Genomic DNA, 14,425 nt, shown 5'->3' on the forward strand with positions numbered 1-14,425 from the left:
ATGAGCCACGTTGTAACCGACACCACCACAGACAACCTTGGCCGTTATTGGGAGCTTAAACCCCATCACCACCCCGAGGGCGCCTCGACCAGCCTGGGTTTCTGGGTCTATCTGATGAGCGACTGCCTGATGTTTGCAGTGCTCTTTGCGGTCTATGGCGTGCTTGGCACCAGCTTTGCCGCCGGACCAGGGCCTAAGGACCTGTTCGATCTTGGGCTTGTGGCGGTCAATACTGGGATGCTCCTGCTGTCCTCGATCACCTTTGGCTTTGCCATGCTGGCGATGTTTGCGGGCAGGCAGGGGGCGACCCTGCGCTGGCTGGGGGTGACGCTGGTCTTTGGTCTGTGCTTTCTGGGGATCGAGCTTTACGAATTCCAGCACATGATCCACCTGGGGGCCGGACCGCAGCGTTCGGGCTTTCTGTCGGCTTTCTTTACGCTGGTCGGCACGCACGGGCTGCATGTGACCTTTGGTTCGATCTGGCTCATAACGCTGATGGTGCAGATCGCGCGCCGGGGGCTTGGGCCAGAAAACCAGCGCCGGATGATCTGTCTGTCGATGTTCTGGCATTTCCTCGACGTGATCTGGATCGGCGTTTTTACCTTCGTCTATCTTCTGGGGATGATCTGATGTCCGCTGAACACGCACATACCGCGCATCATCAGGATCACGGCCACGACCACGGCAGCCATGCCGCCTATATCAAGGGTTTTCTGCTGTCGGTGATCCTGACCGCGATCCCCTTTGGTCTGGTCATGGCCGGAGGGTTTGAAAGCCGCTCGCTGACCGCCGTCACGGTGATGGGTTTTGCCGTGGCCCAGATCCTCGTCCACATGGTTTATTTCCTGCATATGAACGGTAAGCAGGAAGAGGGCTGGACCATGCTTTCGACCATCTTCACCATCGTCGTGGTGGTGATCCTGCTCGCCGGTTCGCTATGGGTCATGTATCACATGAACACCAACATGATGCCGCAGATGGATCATGAGCTGATGCAGGGCTTTGGCTCGTGAATTTCCGCCGGCTGCTGGCGGCTGCCGGGGCGCTGGCAGTCTTTCTGGCGCTGATCGCGCTTGGGGTCTGGCAGGTCCAGCGGCTGGCGTGGAAAACCGATCTCATCGCCCGGGTTGAGGCACGGCTGGCAGCCGATCCCGTCCCCGCCCCCGGACCAGCGGATTGGGCTGGGCTTGATCCGCGCGATGCCGAATACCGCCGGGTGACGGTCAGCGGCAACTATCGCGCCGACAGCGACACTTTGGTCAAGGCAGTGACTGCCCGGGGGCCGGGCTTTTGGGTCATGACGCCGATGCGCACCGCCGAAGGCTGGGATCTGTTGATCAACCGCGGCTTTGTCCCCGAGACCGCCCGCAACGACCGCCCCTTGCCCAGGGATCAGGTGACGGTCAGCGGGCTTTTGCGGATGAGCCAGAACAATGGCGGGTTCCTGCGCCGCAATGATCCCGTCGGCGGACGCTGGTATTCCCGCGACACCTCTGCCATCGCCGCCGCACAGGGCATCGGCCCGGTCGCACCCTATTTCATCGACGCCGACGATCGCGGGGACGAGGCGCAACCGATCGGCGGGCTGACCGAGGTCAGGTTCCGCAACAGCCATCTTGGCTATGCGCTGACCTGGTTCTCATTAGCGGCGCTATGGGCGGGCGGGCTGATCTGGCTGCGCAGGCGCGGCCGGGCCTGATCCCCCGACATCAGGGTCGTATTGCAGGCTTAGCGGTCAATCAGCTTAACCATAAGCCACCGGAACCGGTGAAACGGCTCGGGCGATACCAAGCCTATCACAACCCATCAAAAAACGGGCCGGGAATATCCCGGCCCGCCAAAGGTATCCGGCGCGATCAATGCGCCGCTGCCGCCGGGTCGGTCCCACGTGCCGGAATGCCATTGAACAGAAGGTTCAGCAGCAGGGCCGAAAAGGTCCCGACCAGAATGCCGCTGTGAAAGATCCGCTCGACCAGATGGGGCATCTTGTCAAACATCGTCGGCGCGACAACCGGGATCATCGACAGCGCAAGGCTGACCGCCACGATATAGACATTGCGCCGGTTCCCGACAAAATCGACCCGCGCCAGGATCTTGACCCCTGTGGCTGAAACCATTCCGAACATGACCAGCGCCGCGCCACCGATCACATAGCTGGGGATCGAGGCGCTGATGAAAGCGATCTTGGGCAGGCAGCCCAGCAGGATCAGGATTGCACCGCCTGCCGCGACCACATAGCGGCTAAGCACGCCCGTGATCTGCAACAGCCCGACGTTCTGCGCATAGGTCGTGTAGGTGAAGGTATTGAAGATGCCGCCGATGATATTGCCGATACCATCGGTACGCAGTCCGCGCGCCAGACGCTCTTCGCTGATCTTTTGCCCGGCCATGTCACCCACGGCAAGAAACTGACCGGTGGCCTCGATCATCATCACGATCATCACGGCGCTTAACCCAATCGTGCCCCAAAGGTTAAAGGTCGGCAGACCAAAGGCAAAAGGGGTGACCAAGTTGACCCAGTGCGCCTCGGCCAGACCTTGAAAGCTGACCTTGCCCGCCGCAATCGAGATCAGAAAGCCCAGTCCGATTCCGATCAGCACGCCAAGATTAGCGTAAAATCCGCGAAAGAACCGGGTCACCAGCAGGATGGTCAGAAGCACGATCCCGGCGACGGCTATGGCAAAGGGTTCGCCATAGGCTGGGTTCGGAACAACGCCTTCGGCAGTGCGGATGGTCGGATTGCCGCCCGCAGCCCAGTTCACCCCCACCCGCATCAATGAAACACCGATCACCAGCATAACCGTGCCAGTCACGACCGAGGGGAAAAAGCGCACCCATTTGCTGAAAAACCAGGCAGCAAAGACTGTAAATACCCCCGAGGCAATCACCGCACCGAAAACGCCGCGGATGCCCACATCGGGATCGCTGCCGGTGGCGATGATCACCGGGACGGCGGTAAAGCTGATCCCCATCATGATCGGCAGCCGGGCACCAAATTTCCACAGGCCCAGACACTGGATCATCGTCACGACGCCGCAGCAGAACAGATCGGCGCTGATCAGCAGCGCCACCTGTTCCTTGCTCAGCCCCAGCGAATTTCCGATCAGCAACGGCACCGCCACCGCACCCGCATACATCACCAGAACATGCTGCAGCCCCAGCGCCACAAGCTTGGGAACGGGCATTTTTTCTTCAATCGGATCAAAGGCCGCTGCCCCTTCCCGGGACACAGCAACTGGCGCGGCCGCCTCCTCCCCGTCCCATGCAGAGTTTCTCATATCGAGTGTGCCACTCATGGTTTCGTCTCCCTGTCTGCTGGCTTGGTCGGCATGTCTTTTGCGCATGCACTTCATCTTGGGCCGACGACAATTCATTTATCAATCGGCACAATTGACTTTGTTCATATGATCTTTCTATGAATTGAGATGGAGGGATCGCATGGAACCCACGCTCAAGCAGTTCCGGGCCTTTGTCGCCGTCGCGGAAAGCGGACAGTTCACGCGGGCAGCGGAACGGCTGGGGCTGTCGCAATCCGCGGTCAGCACCCTGATCAGCCAGCTTGAGCAAAACCTTGGCCTGCGGCTGTTTGATCGCCACACACGATTGCTGCGGCTGACCCAGGCTGGTGCCGAGGCACTGGCCGTGGCGCGTCAGGCCGTCGGAGATCTGGATCGTCTGGTTGAAAATGCCCGTGATCTGAACAATTTCAGCCGGGGCCGGGTCAGCATCGCCGCTGGCACCTTGCAGGCAGCACTGATGCTGCCGCGCCTTATCCGCAGCTTTCGCGACAGATACCCGAATATCGACGTGACCATGCACGATGTGTCGGAACGGGCGGTGGTCGATATGGTCAAATCCGGCCAGGTCGATCTGGGTCTTGGCACCGTTCCGGATCGGGACAGCGAGGTTCTTGGGCTGGAGCTGACCACCGATTCCTTTCTGGTTGTCATGCCGCCGGAGCACCCTCTGGCCCAACGGCGCGGGCTGCGCTGGAAAGATCTTGAAGCCGAAACACTGATCGGCCCGCAGCGGGGCAACCCCATCCGCGAACGGCTGCGGGCCGAGCTGGCGCGTGTCCAGGTGAACCTGACGCTGCACCGTTCGTTTCAGGATGTCTCGTTGCCGCTGACAATCATCGGCATGGTCGAGGCGGGGCTTGGCATCGCGGTGATGACCTCGGCCGTCAATCCTCTGGCGAAATCCATGGGACTGGTCACGGTGATGCCGGTCGAGCCGATCATCACCCGCAAGATCTCGCTTATTCAACGGGCCGATCATTCGCTGTCGCCTGCCTGCCGACTGTTTCGCGACTTTCTGCACCGATCGACGCAATCGAGCCTGCGCAACGGGTTTCGCCGGACCGGATCGGGTCAGTGACCCCCGCCGCCAATCGGGCGGGGGGCAGTAGCCTGGCCGTGCGCCTTAGTCCCGTGCGGAACTTTCAGCGGCCTTGCGACGCAGGCCATTCAGCACATCCTCGGGCGTGATCGGATAGTGGTGAAAGCGCACGCCGATGGCGTCGTAAACGGCATTGGCAATGGCCGGGCCAATGGCAATGATCGGGTCCTCGCCTACCCCTTTGGCGCCCCATGGCCCCCCAGGATCGGGCGCGGCCTCAAGGATTACAGTTTCGATATCCGGCATATCCATCGACAGCGGCATCTTGTAATCGACCAGACCGGCATTCAGTGACCGGCCGGTCGCCCGGTCGATCACATAATCCTCGGTCAGGGTATGGCCGATGCCTTGCTGGATACCGCCCTCGATCTGCCCCTGCGCTGCGACGGGATGGATGACGCGGCCTACGTCATGGACGGGCATCACCTTGCGGCATTCGATGATTCCGGTTTCGGTATCTACCGCAACCTCAACGAAATGCGCCGCAAACGAGTAGGACTTGGTCGGCATATAGCTGCCCGAGGCAACCAGATGCTCGGCCGGAATACCGCGCGACGGGCCCATTGCCTCAGCCACGGTGATGCTGCGGTCAGGCTGCCCCTGGACCAAGATCACCCCCTCGACCATCTCCAGATGCCCGGGCTTTTCCTGCAGCTTTTCGGCCGCGCGTGCCAGTACACGCTGACGCAGCTCGGCCGCAGCCATTTTTGCCGCCGAGCCGACCAGATAGGTGGTGTGGCTGGCAAATGCACCGATATCCCAGGGCACCACATCCGTATCGCCATGCACGACCGAGACCGTCTCAAAGGGCACGCCCAGCTCTTCGGCAACGATCTGGGCCAGCGCGGTATGGGCACCGGTCCCCAGCCCCGCCGCCCCGGTCAGCAGGGTAACGCTGCCGTCCTCATTCATACGGACAATGGCGTTGCCCTGCTCTTTAATGCCCTGATAGGCAGATGAGCCGTGCATCTCGCAGCCGATGCCCCAGCCCTTGCGGATCGCGGGGTTGGCGGGATCGTGACGGTCAGCCGCGCGCTTGCCCGCCCAGTCAAAGGCACGGATGCCGTGCCGGATACAGGCCTCCAGCCCATATCCGACGACAGGATGGCCAGAGGGTGCGATATCACCTTCGCGTACAGCATTGCGCAAACGGATCCCGGCCGGGTCGATACCCAGCTTTTCGGCCGCCTCATCCATCTGGATGTCGATGGCGAAATAGGTCTGTACCACGCCATAGCCGCGATACGCCCCGGCAATCGGCGTGTTGGTATAGACCGCGCGCCCATCCAGCCGCACATTTTCGCAGCGATAAAGCGAGGTGGCCGAGGCAGTGCCGACATTGGTGACGCCGGGACTGTGCGATCCATAGGCACCGGATTCATAGACGATCTTCATCTCACGCGCGGTCAGCGTACCATCTTTGCGAAAACCCTGCCTGAGCCACAGCCGGAAGGGATGGCGCGACCGCCCGGCAAGAAAGGTCTCGCGCCGGGTGAACTCCATCTTGACCGGGCGACGGCATTTCTTTGCCAGCAGCGCACATAGGAATTCATGCTGGAACAGGTCCTGTTTGGCCCCAAAACCGCCGCCCATATGATCAACGAGCACCCGTACCTTGTTCAGCGGCAGGCCAAGCACCTCGGCCAACGCCCCCCGCACCATGAATGAGGTCTGGGTCGAGGTCCAGAAGGTCAGCTTGTTGCTGCCATCCCAGTCTGCGATGCAGACATTCGGCTCCATATAGGTTGGCACGGGACGACCGCCCGAGAACTCTCCCTCAAGGATCAGATCGGCCTCGGCAAAGCCCTTTTCGACATCGCCCCGTTCGATATGGACAGGCGGGATCACCAGATTGCCGCCGGGGCCGACGTCATGGATCAGCGGTGCATCGGGGGCCTGCGCGGCGTCTATATCCAGAATGGCGGGCAGCGGCTCGTATTCCACCTCGATCAGATCCAGCGCCTCATCGGCGATTTCCTCGCTGACCGCGGCGACAGCGGCGATCCCCTCGCCCCAGAACCGCACGCGGTCATCAAGGATATACTGGTCCATCGTACAGGACGCCGAACGTGGATGCGGCGAGCCGTAATGCAGCACGCGTGGTACGTCGTGATGGGTCAGCACCGCCTTGACACCGGGATAGGCCAGCGCCCGTGACACGTCGATCCGACGGATCCGGGCATGTGCGATCTCGGCGCGCTTGATCTTGCCAGACAGCAGGCCCGGCAGGTGATAGTCGCCGGTGTATCGGCCCTCGCCGGTGATCTTTTCAATGACGTCCTGACGTTTGACGCTTTTGCCGACAATGCGGAATTCATGCTTCGTCATCTCAGGCCTCCACCGACTGGGCCCTGGCGGCGGCCATGCGGCGGCCCGCCGTGCGAATGGCATCAAATATCTTGGTATAGCCGGTACACCGGCAGATATTGCCCGAGAGGCCAAAGCGGATTTCTTCGTCGCTGGGCAGGGGATTACGATCCAGCAGGCATTTTGCCATGATCAGAATGCCCGGAGAGCAAAAGCCGCATTGCGACGCCCCGTGCTCCATGAACGCCTCTTGCAGGGGGTGCAGCGTATCGGGATCGGGCTGCAACCCCTCGATGGTCAGGATTTCTGCACCCTGCGCCTCGACTGCCAGCATCAGGCAGGCATTAACGGGCCGCCCATCGACGATGACCGTGCAGGCACCGCAGTCGCCGACATCGCAACCCTTCTTGGTGCCGGTCAGCCCAGCCTCTTCGCGCAGCGCATCCAGAAGCGAGCGATGACCTTCGACCATCATGCTGCGCGCTTCGCCATTTACGGTAATTTCCAGATGAATCTTGTTCATGCCGCTTCCTCCAAGGCAAGCATCACCGCGCGGCGGGTCAGGACCCCCACCATCTCGCGCCGATATTCGGCCGAAGCGCGGACATTGCTGATTGGCGTGCATTCCTGCATCGCCTGTTCTGCCGCTGCGTTCAGAACGGCGGCATCCAGACGCGAGCCGACAAGTATTGCCTCGGTTTGTGGGGCACGCAGCACCACCGGACCAACCGCACCAAGCGCGACGCGAGCGCCTGTGCAAAGCCCGTCTTCGACCTCAAGGCTGACCGCCACACCGACGGTGGCAAGCTCCATAGCCTTGCGCCGGCCATGTTTAAGATAGGCTCGATGGCTGCCCTGCGCGGGCGGCGGCACGGTCACGGCGATTACGATTTCGCCCGGTTCCAGCACCGTACGACCGGGGCCTGCAAAGAATTCGGCCAGCGGAATATGCCGACCGCCCCCGGGACGATAAGTCTCGATCACGGCACCATCGGCGATCAACGGCGGGATCGTATCGGCCGAGGGCGAGGCCCGGCAGACATTGCCGACCACCGTCGCCCGGTTTCTGACCTGAATCGAGGCCAGGGCCTTAAGCGCGGCCCGCAGGTTGGGATAGCGGCCGTTCAGATAGCCCGAGGCCTCCAGCTGCCCGGCCGTCACCTGCGCGCCAAAGCGCAACCCGGTTTGGTCGGACCATTCGATCTGGTCCAGCCCCGGCACCCGTTTGATGTTCACAAGATGGCGCACCTGGCGCAGCCGCTCGCGGATCTCGACGAACAAATCGGTGCCTCCTGCCAGAAAATACGCCCCCTCCCCCAGGGACGTCAGCAGTTGCGAGGCTTCCTTCAGTGATGTTGGCTCGTGGTACTCGAATCTGCGCAATTCACCCTCCTCTGGCTATTCAAGCGACGATTCTTTTGCCTGGCCGCTTACCGATCGGGGCTACGCCGGGACGTTTCTATTGCGTGCCGCGGGCCCTCCCTCCGACATCGCGTTCTGCCGATTCGCGCAGAAACTCACGTTCCAGCGCGCATAGCAGTTCGGTGTTGGCGGCCTCGGCCTCGGCTCCGTCGCCGCGCTGCAAGGCTGCCAGCGTCTTGGTATGGGCGATCACGCCCGAAAAACTGGACGGCCGGTCCCGGTCCCAGGCCGCAAGCAGCGGCTGGCAGGCGATCAATTCACGCATGAAGCGGGCGATCATTTCGTTACCGGCCATTTCGGTAAAGGCGATGTGGAACTGGCGCGAAAAGTGGCGCGCCTCGCTAATGCGCCCCTCGTCATAAGCCGAGGCTTCATTACGCAGGATCTGCTGCAACCGCCCTGATCCTGCCTCATCAAGCCGGGGGGCAAGCATCCGCAGGGCGGCACCCTCGTTAATGATCCGGGCCTGCATGATCTGTCGGGTCATGTCAGGTGTGCATTGCATGACAGTCGCCCCGCGATTGGGAGTCAGCTGCACCAGACCGGCCTGAGACAGGCGCAGCAGCGCATTGCGCACCGCCTGACGATTGGCATGTGCACCCTCGGTCAATTCACGTTCGACAAGCCTGTGTCCGGGCGGGATGCGATGCTGGCCGATGCCCTCCATGACCAGCCGGACCACGCGCTCTTCGGCATCAAGGCCGCTTTTGCTCAGGCCGGGATCAGTGTCGGGCAAGGTCTGGGTTGGGGTCTGACTCATGACGATTCCAGATTGTTGACAATTTTTAGCTTGCGGCGATGCCGATAAATTGTCAACAATCTATTAAATCCCGCTCTTCACGGCCCAGGCAGTCGAGCGAAGCTTTAAGACAACCCGTTGGGAGGCTTCGTGATTCAGGATTTCCACATTTCCATTCCGGTGCGCGACCAGCACCCTGCCCTGCTGGACCCCTGGCTTGCAGCACTGGAGTTCGGCCCCGGAACCGTCATGGCCGTTCTGACCCAAACCATCGGCCCGGCTTACAAGACCCGCGGCGCAGCCATGGCAATCGCAGCGGATGGACGAACCGCTGGTGCCCTGAGTTCGGGCTGTATCGAGGCCGACCTGGTGCTGCACGCGCAAAAGGTGCGCCAAAGTGGCATCGCACGGCGGCTGCGCTATGGGCAGGGCTCACCCTTCATGGATCTGCGGCTGCCCTGTGGCGGGGGAATCGAGGTTATGCTGTTTCCCCTGCATGATCTCGCGCCGCTGGAAACCCTGGCCCGGCGCATGGCGGCGCGACAGGTCACCACCCTGACGGTGACCAAGGTGGGAACGCTGGAGCTTGGCGCAAATGCGGGGTTTCGCCTGACCTTTCGCCCGCCGCTGCGCTTTGTCATCTTTGGTGCCGGCGCCGAAGCAGCGGTCTTTGCTGATCTGGTCCGCTCGCTTGGGTTCCGGCATGTGTTGCTGTCGCATGAGGATCGCAGCCTCGACATGGCGCAGGCCATGGGGTGCATGACCCGGCGGCTTGGCCCTTTGCCTGACATGGCAGAGCTATTGCCTGACGATCGTTGCGCAGCCCTGCTATTCTATCATGACCATGACTACGAACCCGAGATTCTGCGCGCGCTTCTGTCCGGTCCGGCTTTTTACATCGGCGCCCAAGGCAGCCGCCGGACGCAGGCGGACCGGCTGGAAAGGCTGACCTCCATGGGAATACCGATCAAGCAACGCCAGCGTGTGCGCGGCCCTATCGGGCTGATCCCTTCATCCCGTGATCCCCGCCAGCTTGCGGTCTCGGTACTTGCCGAAGTGCTGATGGTCGCGGGCACGCAGGATGTTACCGCCGGAGCCCCGGCATGACCCGGGTTGGCAGCCTGCTCGCGGCCGGTCAATCGCAGCGCTTTGGCAGCGAGGACAAGTTACTGGCGCTTTGGCGCGGCCGCCCCTTGGTGGACTGGGCGGCAGAGGCCCTGAGGGCGGCCGGATGCGACCAGCTGATCGCGGTTGTGTCCTCGCCACAGGTGGGCGACCGGCTGACGGGTTTTCATTTGCTGCCTGTGCCGCCCGGCCTGCCCATGTCGCATTCCTTTGGCAGGGCACTTGGATACGCAAGCGAGGCTGGTGCCGAGGGGCTACTGATTTGTCTGGGCGACATGCCGAACGTAGATACCGCCCTTTTGCATCAGCTTTCCGGGCATACCCACAGTGCGGCCTGCATTTCCGCAGGCCGTCCGATGCCGCCCGCCTATGTCGCGGCATCGGATTTCGCGGCAGCCCGGGCCGCCCCGACAGGCGATCATGGCGCGCGGCATATTATCGCGACAATTCCGCCAGAGCGGCTTATTGCGATAGACGCCGCAACCGCGCATGACATTGACCGCCCCAAGGATTTGCGCGGCCCGCAGCCTTGCTAGCAGGGTGCGGGGTCAGGCATTACATGCCATAGGCTCAAGGCCCGGGTGCTTTCCGAAACCAGTCTGCCAGCAGCCAGAACCTGCATTTCGGTCGCACCACCGGCAACCAGCGAGGCAATATCCGCGCTGCGTGCGATCACCAGATCGGCGCGCGCCCCAATGCGCAGACCATGATCATCTAGCCCCATCAGCCGCGCCGGAATCCCGGTAATCATGCGATAGGCGAGCTCCAGCTCATCCCCTTTGAGATGCCCGGCCAGCAGCGTCCAGCGCGCTATCTCAAGCATGTCGCCCGATCCGGTCGGAACGAAGGGGTCCTGAATATTGTCCGAAGCGGTCGCGATGGGAATGCCCGCCCGCGCCAGCTCTGCCACACGGGTCAGACCACGCGGCGGCAAGATGTCGCTGTCCCGGCCCTGAAGGTAAAGGTTCGCAGCAGGCAGGGTGATGACACCAATGCCAAGGTCGCGGATTTCGGCCATCACCGCCTCGAACCCGGCCCGGGGCATGGCGCTTAGCACCGAGCAGTGGCTCAGCACCGTCCTGCCCTGCATGCCAAAGCGCCGCACCCGTTCAAACACTTTGGGAAACAGCTGGCGCGAGGCGTTCAGATGCTCATCCATATGCAGATCGACCGGGCGACCATGCTGCGCTGCGGCCTGAAAAATGATGTCCAGATAGGTATCGGGATCCTCGGCCACCGCTGGCGTCCCGCCGACGGCGTCGCCCTGCTCGACAGCGCGGTCGATATTGGCGCGCAGCCAGTCCAGATCCTGCCGCGGATGCGGGGTCATGAAGGCGACAAGCTGCAGACGCACCCGGTCGGCCCAGTCCCGCCGCAACTGCACCAGCGCCTCCATCCCGTTGAAACCGGCATCCTTGTCGACGTTCACATGGCTGCGGATTGCGGTCGTGCCTTGCGACAGGCATTGCGCGATCGTCAGGGACGCGCGGTTCAGAATATCCTCGGGCGGGGCATTGCGGGCATATAGCGCAAAGGCATCCCGCGCGCCCTGAAGCGTTCCCGAAGGGTTAGGCGCAAACCGCAGCACCCCGGTCTTGTCGAGATGCTGATGCGCATCGACAAAGCCGGGCAGGATCAGGCAGCCATCGGCCTTGATGATCTGACAGCCCTCGGGTGGGTCAATCCGGTCCCCAATTGCGGCGATGCGACCGTCAGAACCGATCAGCACATCGGCCGGGCTTGCAGACGCGGTCTTCGTCATGGGGATGCCTCCCCCGATCAGCACCGCAGAGCGGGCGGGTTCCTTTTGCATCTGGTTCATCGTCATCCTCAGCTCTGGCGAAAAGGGGCGTGCCCCTGTCGGGTTGCATGGTCAGTCGCGAAACCGCAAGGCCGGGCCCCGCGGCCAAAGTTCGGAACGTTCTCAGGCCTCGGCCTGAATCGGAGTGATCGGGGCCGGACCAGCCGGCAGATGAACATCATCGCCCTGATCATCACCCGCCCCGTTCAGGACCAGATTCAGCGTCACAGACACAAGACAGGCGATGACCACGCTGCTGTGCAGGACCGTCCTCATCCAATCAGGCAGCTGGCTGAACAGGTTCGGCGCCATGATCGGGATCAGCGCAATCGACAGCGTCAGCGCCACGATCATCAGGTTATAGCGGTTGTTCGCATAGTCGACCTTGGCAAGCGCCTGAATCCCCGCCGCAGCAACGATGCCAAACATCGCCATGGCCGCCCCGCCAAGTGCCGGGGCCGGAACCGCGGCAAGCAAAGCGCCGAACTTTGGAAAAAAGGAAAAGACGCAAAGCATCAGCCCACAAAGCGCCACGACCCAACGGCTGCGCACGCCGCTGAGGATGACCAGCCCGATATTTTCCATATGCGTGATGACGGGGAACCCGGCGAATATACCTCCGACCGCACTGGACAGGCCATTGGCGCGCACTCCGTCCGAAACCTGCCGCGGCGTCACCTGCCGGTCGACCATATCGCCAATCGAAATGAACAGGCCCATGGATTCGACCGCCTGCACGATCATGACGATGGTGATGGTAAGAAAGGGCAGCAGCCCGAATTGCGGCAGGCCGAACTGAAACGGCATCGGCAAGACCACCCATGGCGCTTCGCGGACCGGGTCCATGTTACCCAACCCCAAAAGCCACGCGACCGCCGCGCCGACCCCCATGCCCACAAGCACCGCCAGATTGCGCATCAAAGGTGAGCCCAGCCGGTTCAGCATCAGGATCACCGTCAGCACAAGCAGCGCGATGCACAGAAACACCGGGTCGCCAAAGTTCTCGTGATTTTTCCCGCCGCCAGCCCATTGATAGGCGACTGGCAGCAACTGCATGCCAATGGCCGTGACGATGCAGCCCGTCACCACCGGCGGGAAAAAGCGCCGCAATCGGCCAGCCAAAGGCGCGATCAGGACGATAAACAACCCGCCAAGGATCACCGCGCCGCAGATACCCGAGATACCAACGCCCGGCATGGTCCCGATCGCGATGATTGCCGAGACGCTGCTGAAGGCCACCCCGGTCATGATCGGTAACCGCACCCCAAAGCGCCAAAACCCCACCGTCTGCACCAGCGTCGCCAGACCCGAGCAGAAAAAGGTCGTGCTGATCAGCAGGATCGTATCTTCCCGGGTAAAGCCAAGAGCATTGGCGATAATCAACGGGACCGCGACCGAACCGACATAGGCCACGGCGACATGCTGAAGCGCCAGGGCAAACATCTTCTTTGCCGGCAGGATTTCATCCGCCGGATGTACTGTGGTTGTCATTTCTCCCCCCTGTTTTGGGTTTTCCCCCTTTATCCGGCACTCTGCCGGACAACCCCGGTCAGGCGACCCTTATCTCCTCCCCGGGTCGCTGCCGGTGCTGCTCGTGCCTCCTCAGGCAGCGCGGCATTGCGCAAGACGCGCCTGAAGCGCGGCGCGGTCAAGATTGCGACCGATAAAGACCATCTTGTTGCAGCGTGGCTCATCCGCCCAGGGATGGTTCGGGCGGAATTCGATCTGGTCATGAACCCCGTGCAGAACATAGCAGTAGTCGTCGCCCTGGATCGAAAAGATGCCCTTCATGCGAAACAGGTCGCTGTTGTCCTGCTGCCTGATCTCATGCACCCAGCGGGCCATGGCAGCCGGATCCATGTGACCGGGCAGTTCAATCCCGACCGAGGTGACCGAGGCATCATGTTCGTGATCGCCGTCCTTATCCCAGGGCGCCGCATGATGATGGGCATGGTCGTGATGGATATCCGCGGCCAGTCTGCGGGTGCGATCAAAGGCGCCAAGTCCCAGGATCTTGTCCAGCTCGATCCGGGCATGGCTGGACCGCACGATCTCGGCCGTCTCATTAAGGCGGCTGACACGCGCCTCGACCTCGGCGATCTCGCCCTCAGCGGCAAGATCGATCTTGTTCAGCACGATACGGTCCGCGCAGACGATCTGATCCACCGCCTGATTGTCATGCGCCTCGACAAGGGTATCGTCCAGATGGCGCAGGATATGTTTGACATCGACCAGCGCGATCACCCCGTCCAGATTGGTCTCTGCCCTGATCGGATCATCAAGGAAAAAAGTCTGCGCCACCGGATAGGGATCGGCCAGACCGCTGGTTTCGATGATGATCCGGTCCAGCCGTTCGGGCCGCGCCAAAAGCTGACGGATGACACGCAAAAGGTCATCACGCGCCTCGGCCACGCAGCAGACGCAGCCGTTGGTCATCTCAAAGATCTCTTCGGTGCTGCCGATCACCAGCCCGCCATCAATGCCGATCTCGCCAAACTCATTCTCGATCACGGCAATCTTCATCCCGTGATTTTCGCGCAGGATATGGTTCAGCAAGGTGGTCTTGCCCGAGCCCAGAAACCCCGTCAGCACCGTGACCGGGATCTTGTCCTTGACCGTCTTTTGCATCGTTC

General features: G+C 61.9%; 14 protein-coding genes. 6 read left to right on the forward strand and 8 right to left on the reverse strand.

Annotated features, from left to right (window positions below; all coding sequences use genetic code 11):
- Genes cyoC through PARACOCCUSGL_RS0107075 form a run of 3 tightly spaced genes read left to right on the forward strand, consistent with a single transcriptional unit; the run spans position 1 to position 1,699 of the window.
- A complete protein-coding gene (gene cyoC, locus PARACOCCUSGL_RS0107065) occupies positions 1–630 on the forward strand; it encodes a cytochrome o ubiquinol oxidase subunit III (RefSeq protein ID WP_010394657.1) in 630 nt (209 codons plus the stop codon).
- The gene (gene cyoD / locus PARACOCCUSGL_RS0107070; protein ID WP_010394659.1) at positions 630–1,013 is read left to right on the forward strand and encodes a cytochrome o ubiquinol oxidase subunit IV; all 384 of its coding nucleotides are present in this window, start codon (positions 630–632) and stop codon (positions 1,011–1,013) included. Before cyoC ends, cyoD begins: the two co-directional genes overlap by 1 nt.
- Positions 1,010–1,699 carry an SURF1 family protein gene (locus tag PARACOCCUSGL_RS0107075; RefSeq protein ID WP_010394661.1) on the forward strand — a complete coding sequence of 230 codons (690 nt, stop codon included), beginning with the start codon at positions 1,010–1,012 and terminating at the stop codon, positions 1,697–1,699. Before cyoD ends, PARACOCCUSGL_RS0107075 begins: the two co-directional genes overlap by 4 nt.
- Positions 1,700–1,856: 157 nt before the next feature.
- Here the strand turns inward: PARACOCCUSGL_RS0107075 and PARACOCCUSGL_RS0107080 are convergent, their stop codons facing one another.
- On the reverse strand, positions 1,857–3,185 hold the full coding sequence (locus PARACOCCUSGL_RS0107080) for a nucleobase:cation symporter-2 family protein (protein WP_050804173.1): 1,329 nt from the start codon (positions 3,183–3,185) through the stop codon (positions 1,857–1,859).
- Positions 3,186–3,438: 253 nt separating this feature from the next.
- Here PARACOCCUSGL_RS0107080 and PARACOCCUSGL_RS0107085 point away from each other — a divergent pair, with 253 nt between their 5' ends.
- Positions 3,439–4,377 (forward strand): LysR family transcriptional regulator, encoded by a 939-nt coding sequence (locus tag PARACOCCUSGL_RS0107085; RefSeq protein WP_010394665.1) that lies wholly within the window; start codon positions 3,439–3,441, stop codon positions 4,375–4,377.
- Between the two features lie 45 nt (positions 4,378–4,422).
- Here PARACOCCUSGL_RS0107085 and PARACOCCUSGL_RS0107090 read toward each other — a convergent pair whose 3' ends face one another.
- The 4 genes from PARACOCCUSGL_RS0107090 to PARACOCCUSGL_RS20365 form a co-directional block, all read right to left on the reverse strand.
- Positions 4,423–6,726 (reverse strand): xanthine dehydrogenase family protein molybdopterin-binding subunit, encoded by a 2,304-nt coding sequence (locus PARACOCCUSGL_RS0107090; RefSeq protein ID WP_010394667.1) that lies wholly within the window; start codon positions 6,724–6,726, stop codon positions 4,423–4,425.
- Position 6,727: 1 nt separating this feature from the next.
- Positions 6,728–7,228, reverse strand: a complete 501-nt coding sequence (locus PARACOCCUSGL_RS0107095) for a (2Fe-2S)-binding protein (protein WP_010394669.1) — start codon at positions 7,226–7,228, stop codon at positions 6,728–6,730.
- A complete protein-coding gene (locus PARACOCCUSGL_RS0107100; RefSeq protein WP_029371712.1) occupies positions 7,225–8,088 on the reverse strand; it encodes a xanthine dehydrogenase family protein subunit M in 864 nt (287 codons plus the stop codon). Before PARACOCCUSGL_RS0107100 ends, PARACOCCUSGL_RS0107095 begins: the two co-directional genes overlap by 4 nt.
- A gap of 76 nt (positions 8,089–8,164) precedes the next feature.
- Positions 8,165–8,887 carry a GntR family transcriptional regulator gene (locus tag PARACOCCUSGL_RS20365; RefSeq protein WP_010394673.1) on the reverse strand — a complete coding sequence of 241 codons (723 nt, stop codon included), beginning with the start codon at positions 8,885–8,887 and terminating at the stop codon, positions 8,165–8,167.
- A 129-nt stretch (positions 8,888–9,016) separates the two neighbouring features.
- Here PARACOCCUSGL_RS20365 and PARACOCCUSGL_RS0107110 point away from each other — a divergent pair, with 129 nt between their 5' ends.
- A complete protein-coding gene (locus tag PARACOCCUSGL_RS0107110) occupies positions 9,017–9,973 on the forward strand; it encodes an XdhC family protein (RefSeq protein WP_237701493.1) in 957 nt (318 codons plus the stop codon).
- Positions 9,970–10,527, forward strand: coding sequence for an NTP transferase domain-containing protein (locus PARACOCCUSGL_RS21205; RefSeq protein ID WP_010394677.1), 558 nt, complete (start codon positions 9,970–9,972; stop codon positions 10,525–10,527). The genes PARACOCCUSGL_RS0107110 and PARACOCCUSGL_RS21205 overlap by 4 nt, the downstream gene beginning before the upstream one ends.
- Here PARACOCCUSGL_RS21205 and PARACOCCUSGL_RS0107120 read toward each other — a convergent pair.
- The 3 genes from PARACOCCUSGL_RS0107120 to PARACOCCUSGL_RS0107130 form a co-directional block, all read right to left on the reverse strand.
- On the reverse strand, positions 10,524–11,753 hold the full coding sequence (locus PARACOCCUSGL_RS0107120) for an amidohydrolase family protein (protein ID WP_202796776.1): 1,230 nt from the start codon (positions 11,751–11,753) through the stop codon (positions 10,524–10,526). The two genes, PARACOCCUSGL_RS21205 and PARACOCCUSGL_RS0107120, sit on opposite strands and share 4 nt — an antisense overlap.
- 162 nt (positions 11,754–11,915) lie before the next feature.
- A complete protein-coding gene (locus tag PARACOCCUSGL_RS0107125) occupies positions 11,916–13,283 on the reverse strand; it encodes a nucleobase:cation symporter-2 family protein (protein WP_010394681.1) in 1,368 nt (455 codons plus the stop codon).
- A 111-nt stretch (positions 13,284–13,394) separates the two neighbouring features.
- Positions 13,395–14,420: a GTP-binding protein gene (locus PARACOCCUSGL_RS0107130; protein WP_010394683.1), complete on the reverse strand. Its 1,026-nt coding sequence runs from the start codon at positions 14,418–14,420 to the stop codon at positions 13,395–13,397.
- Positions 14,421–14,425: the final 5 nt, after the last annotated feature.

This window comes from Paracoccus sp. TRP (assembly GCF_000185925.1).
GTDB classification, from domain to species: Bacteria; Pseudomonadota; Alphaproteobacteria; order Rhodobacterales; family Rhodobacteraceae; genus Paracoccus; species Paracoccus kondratievae.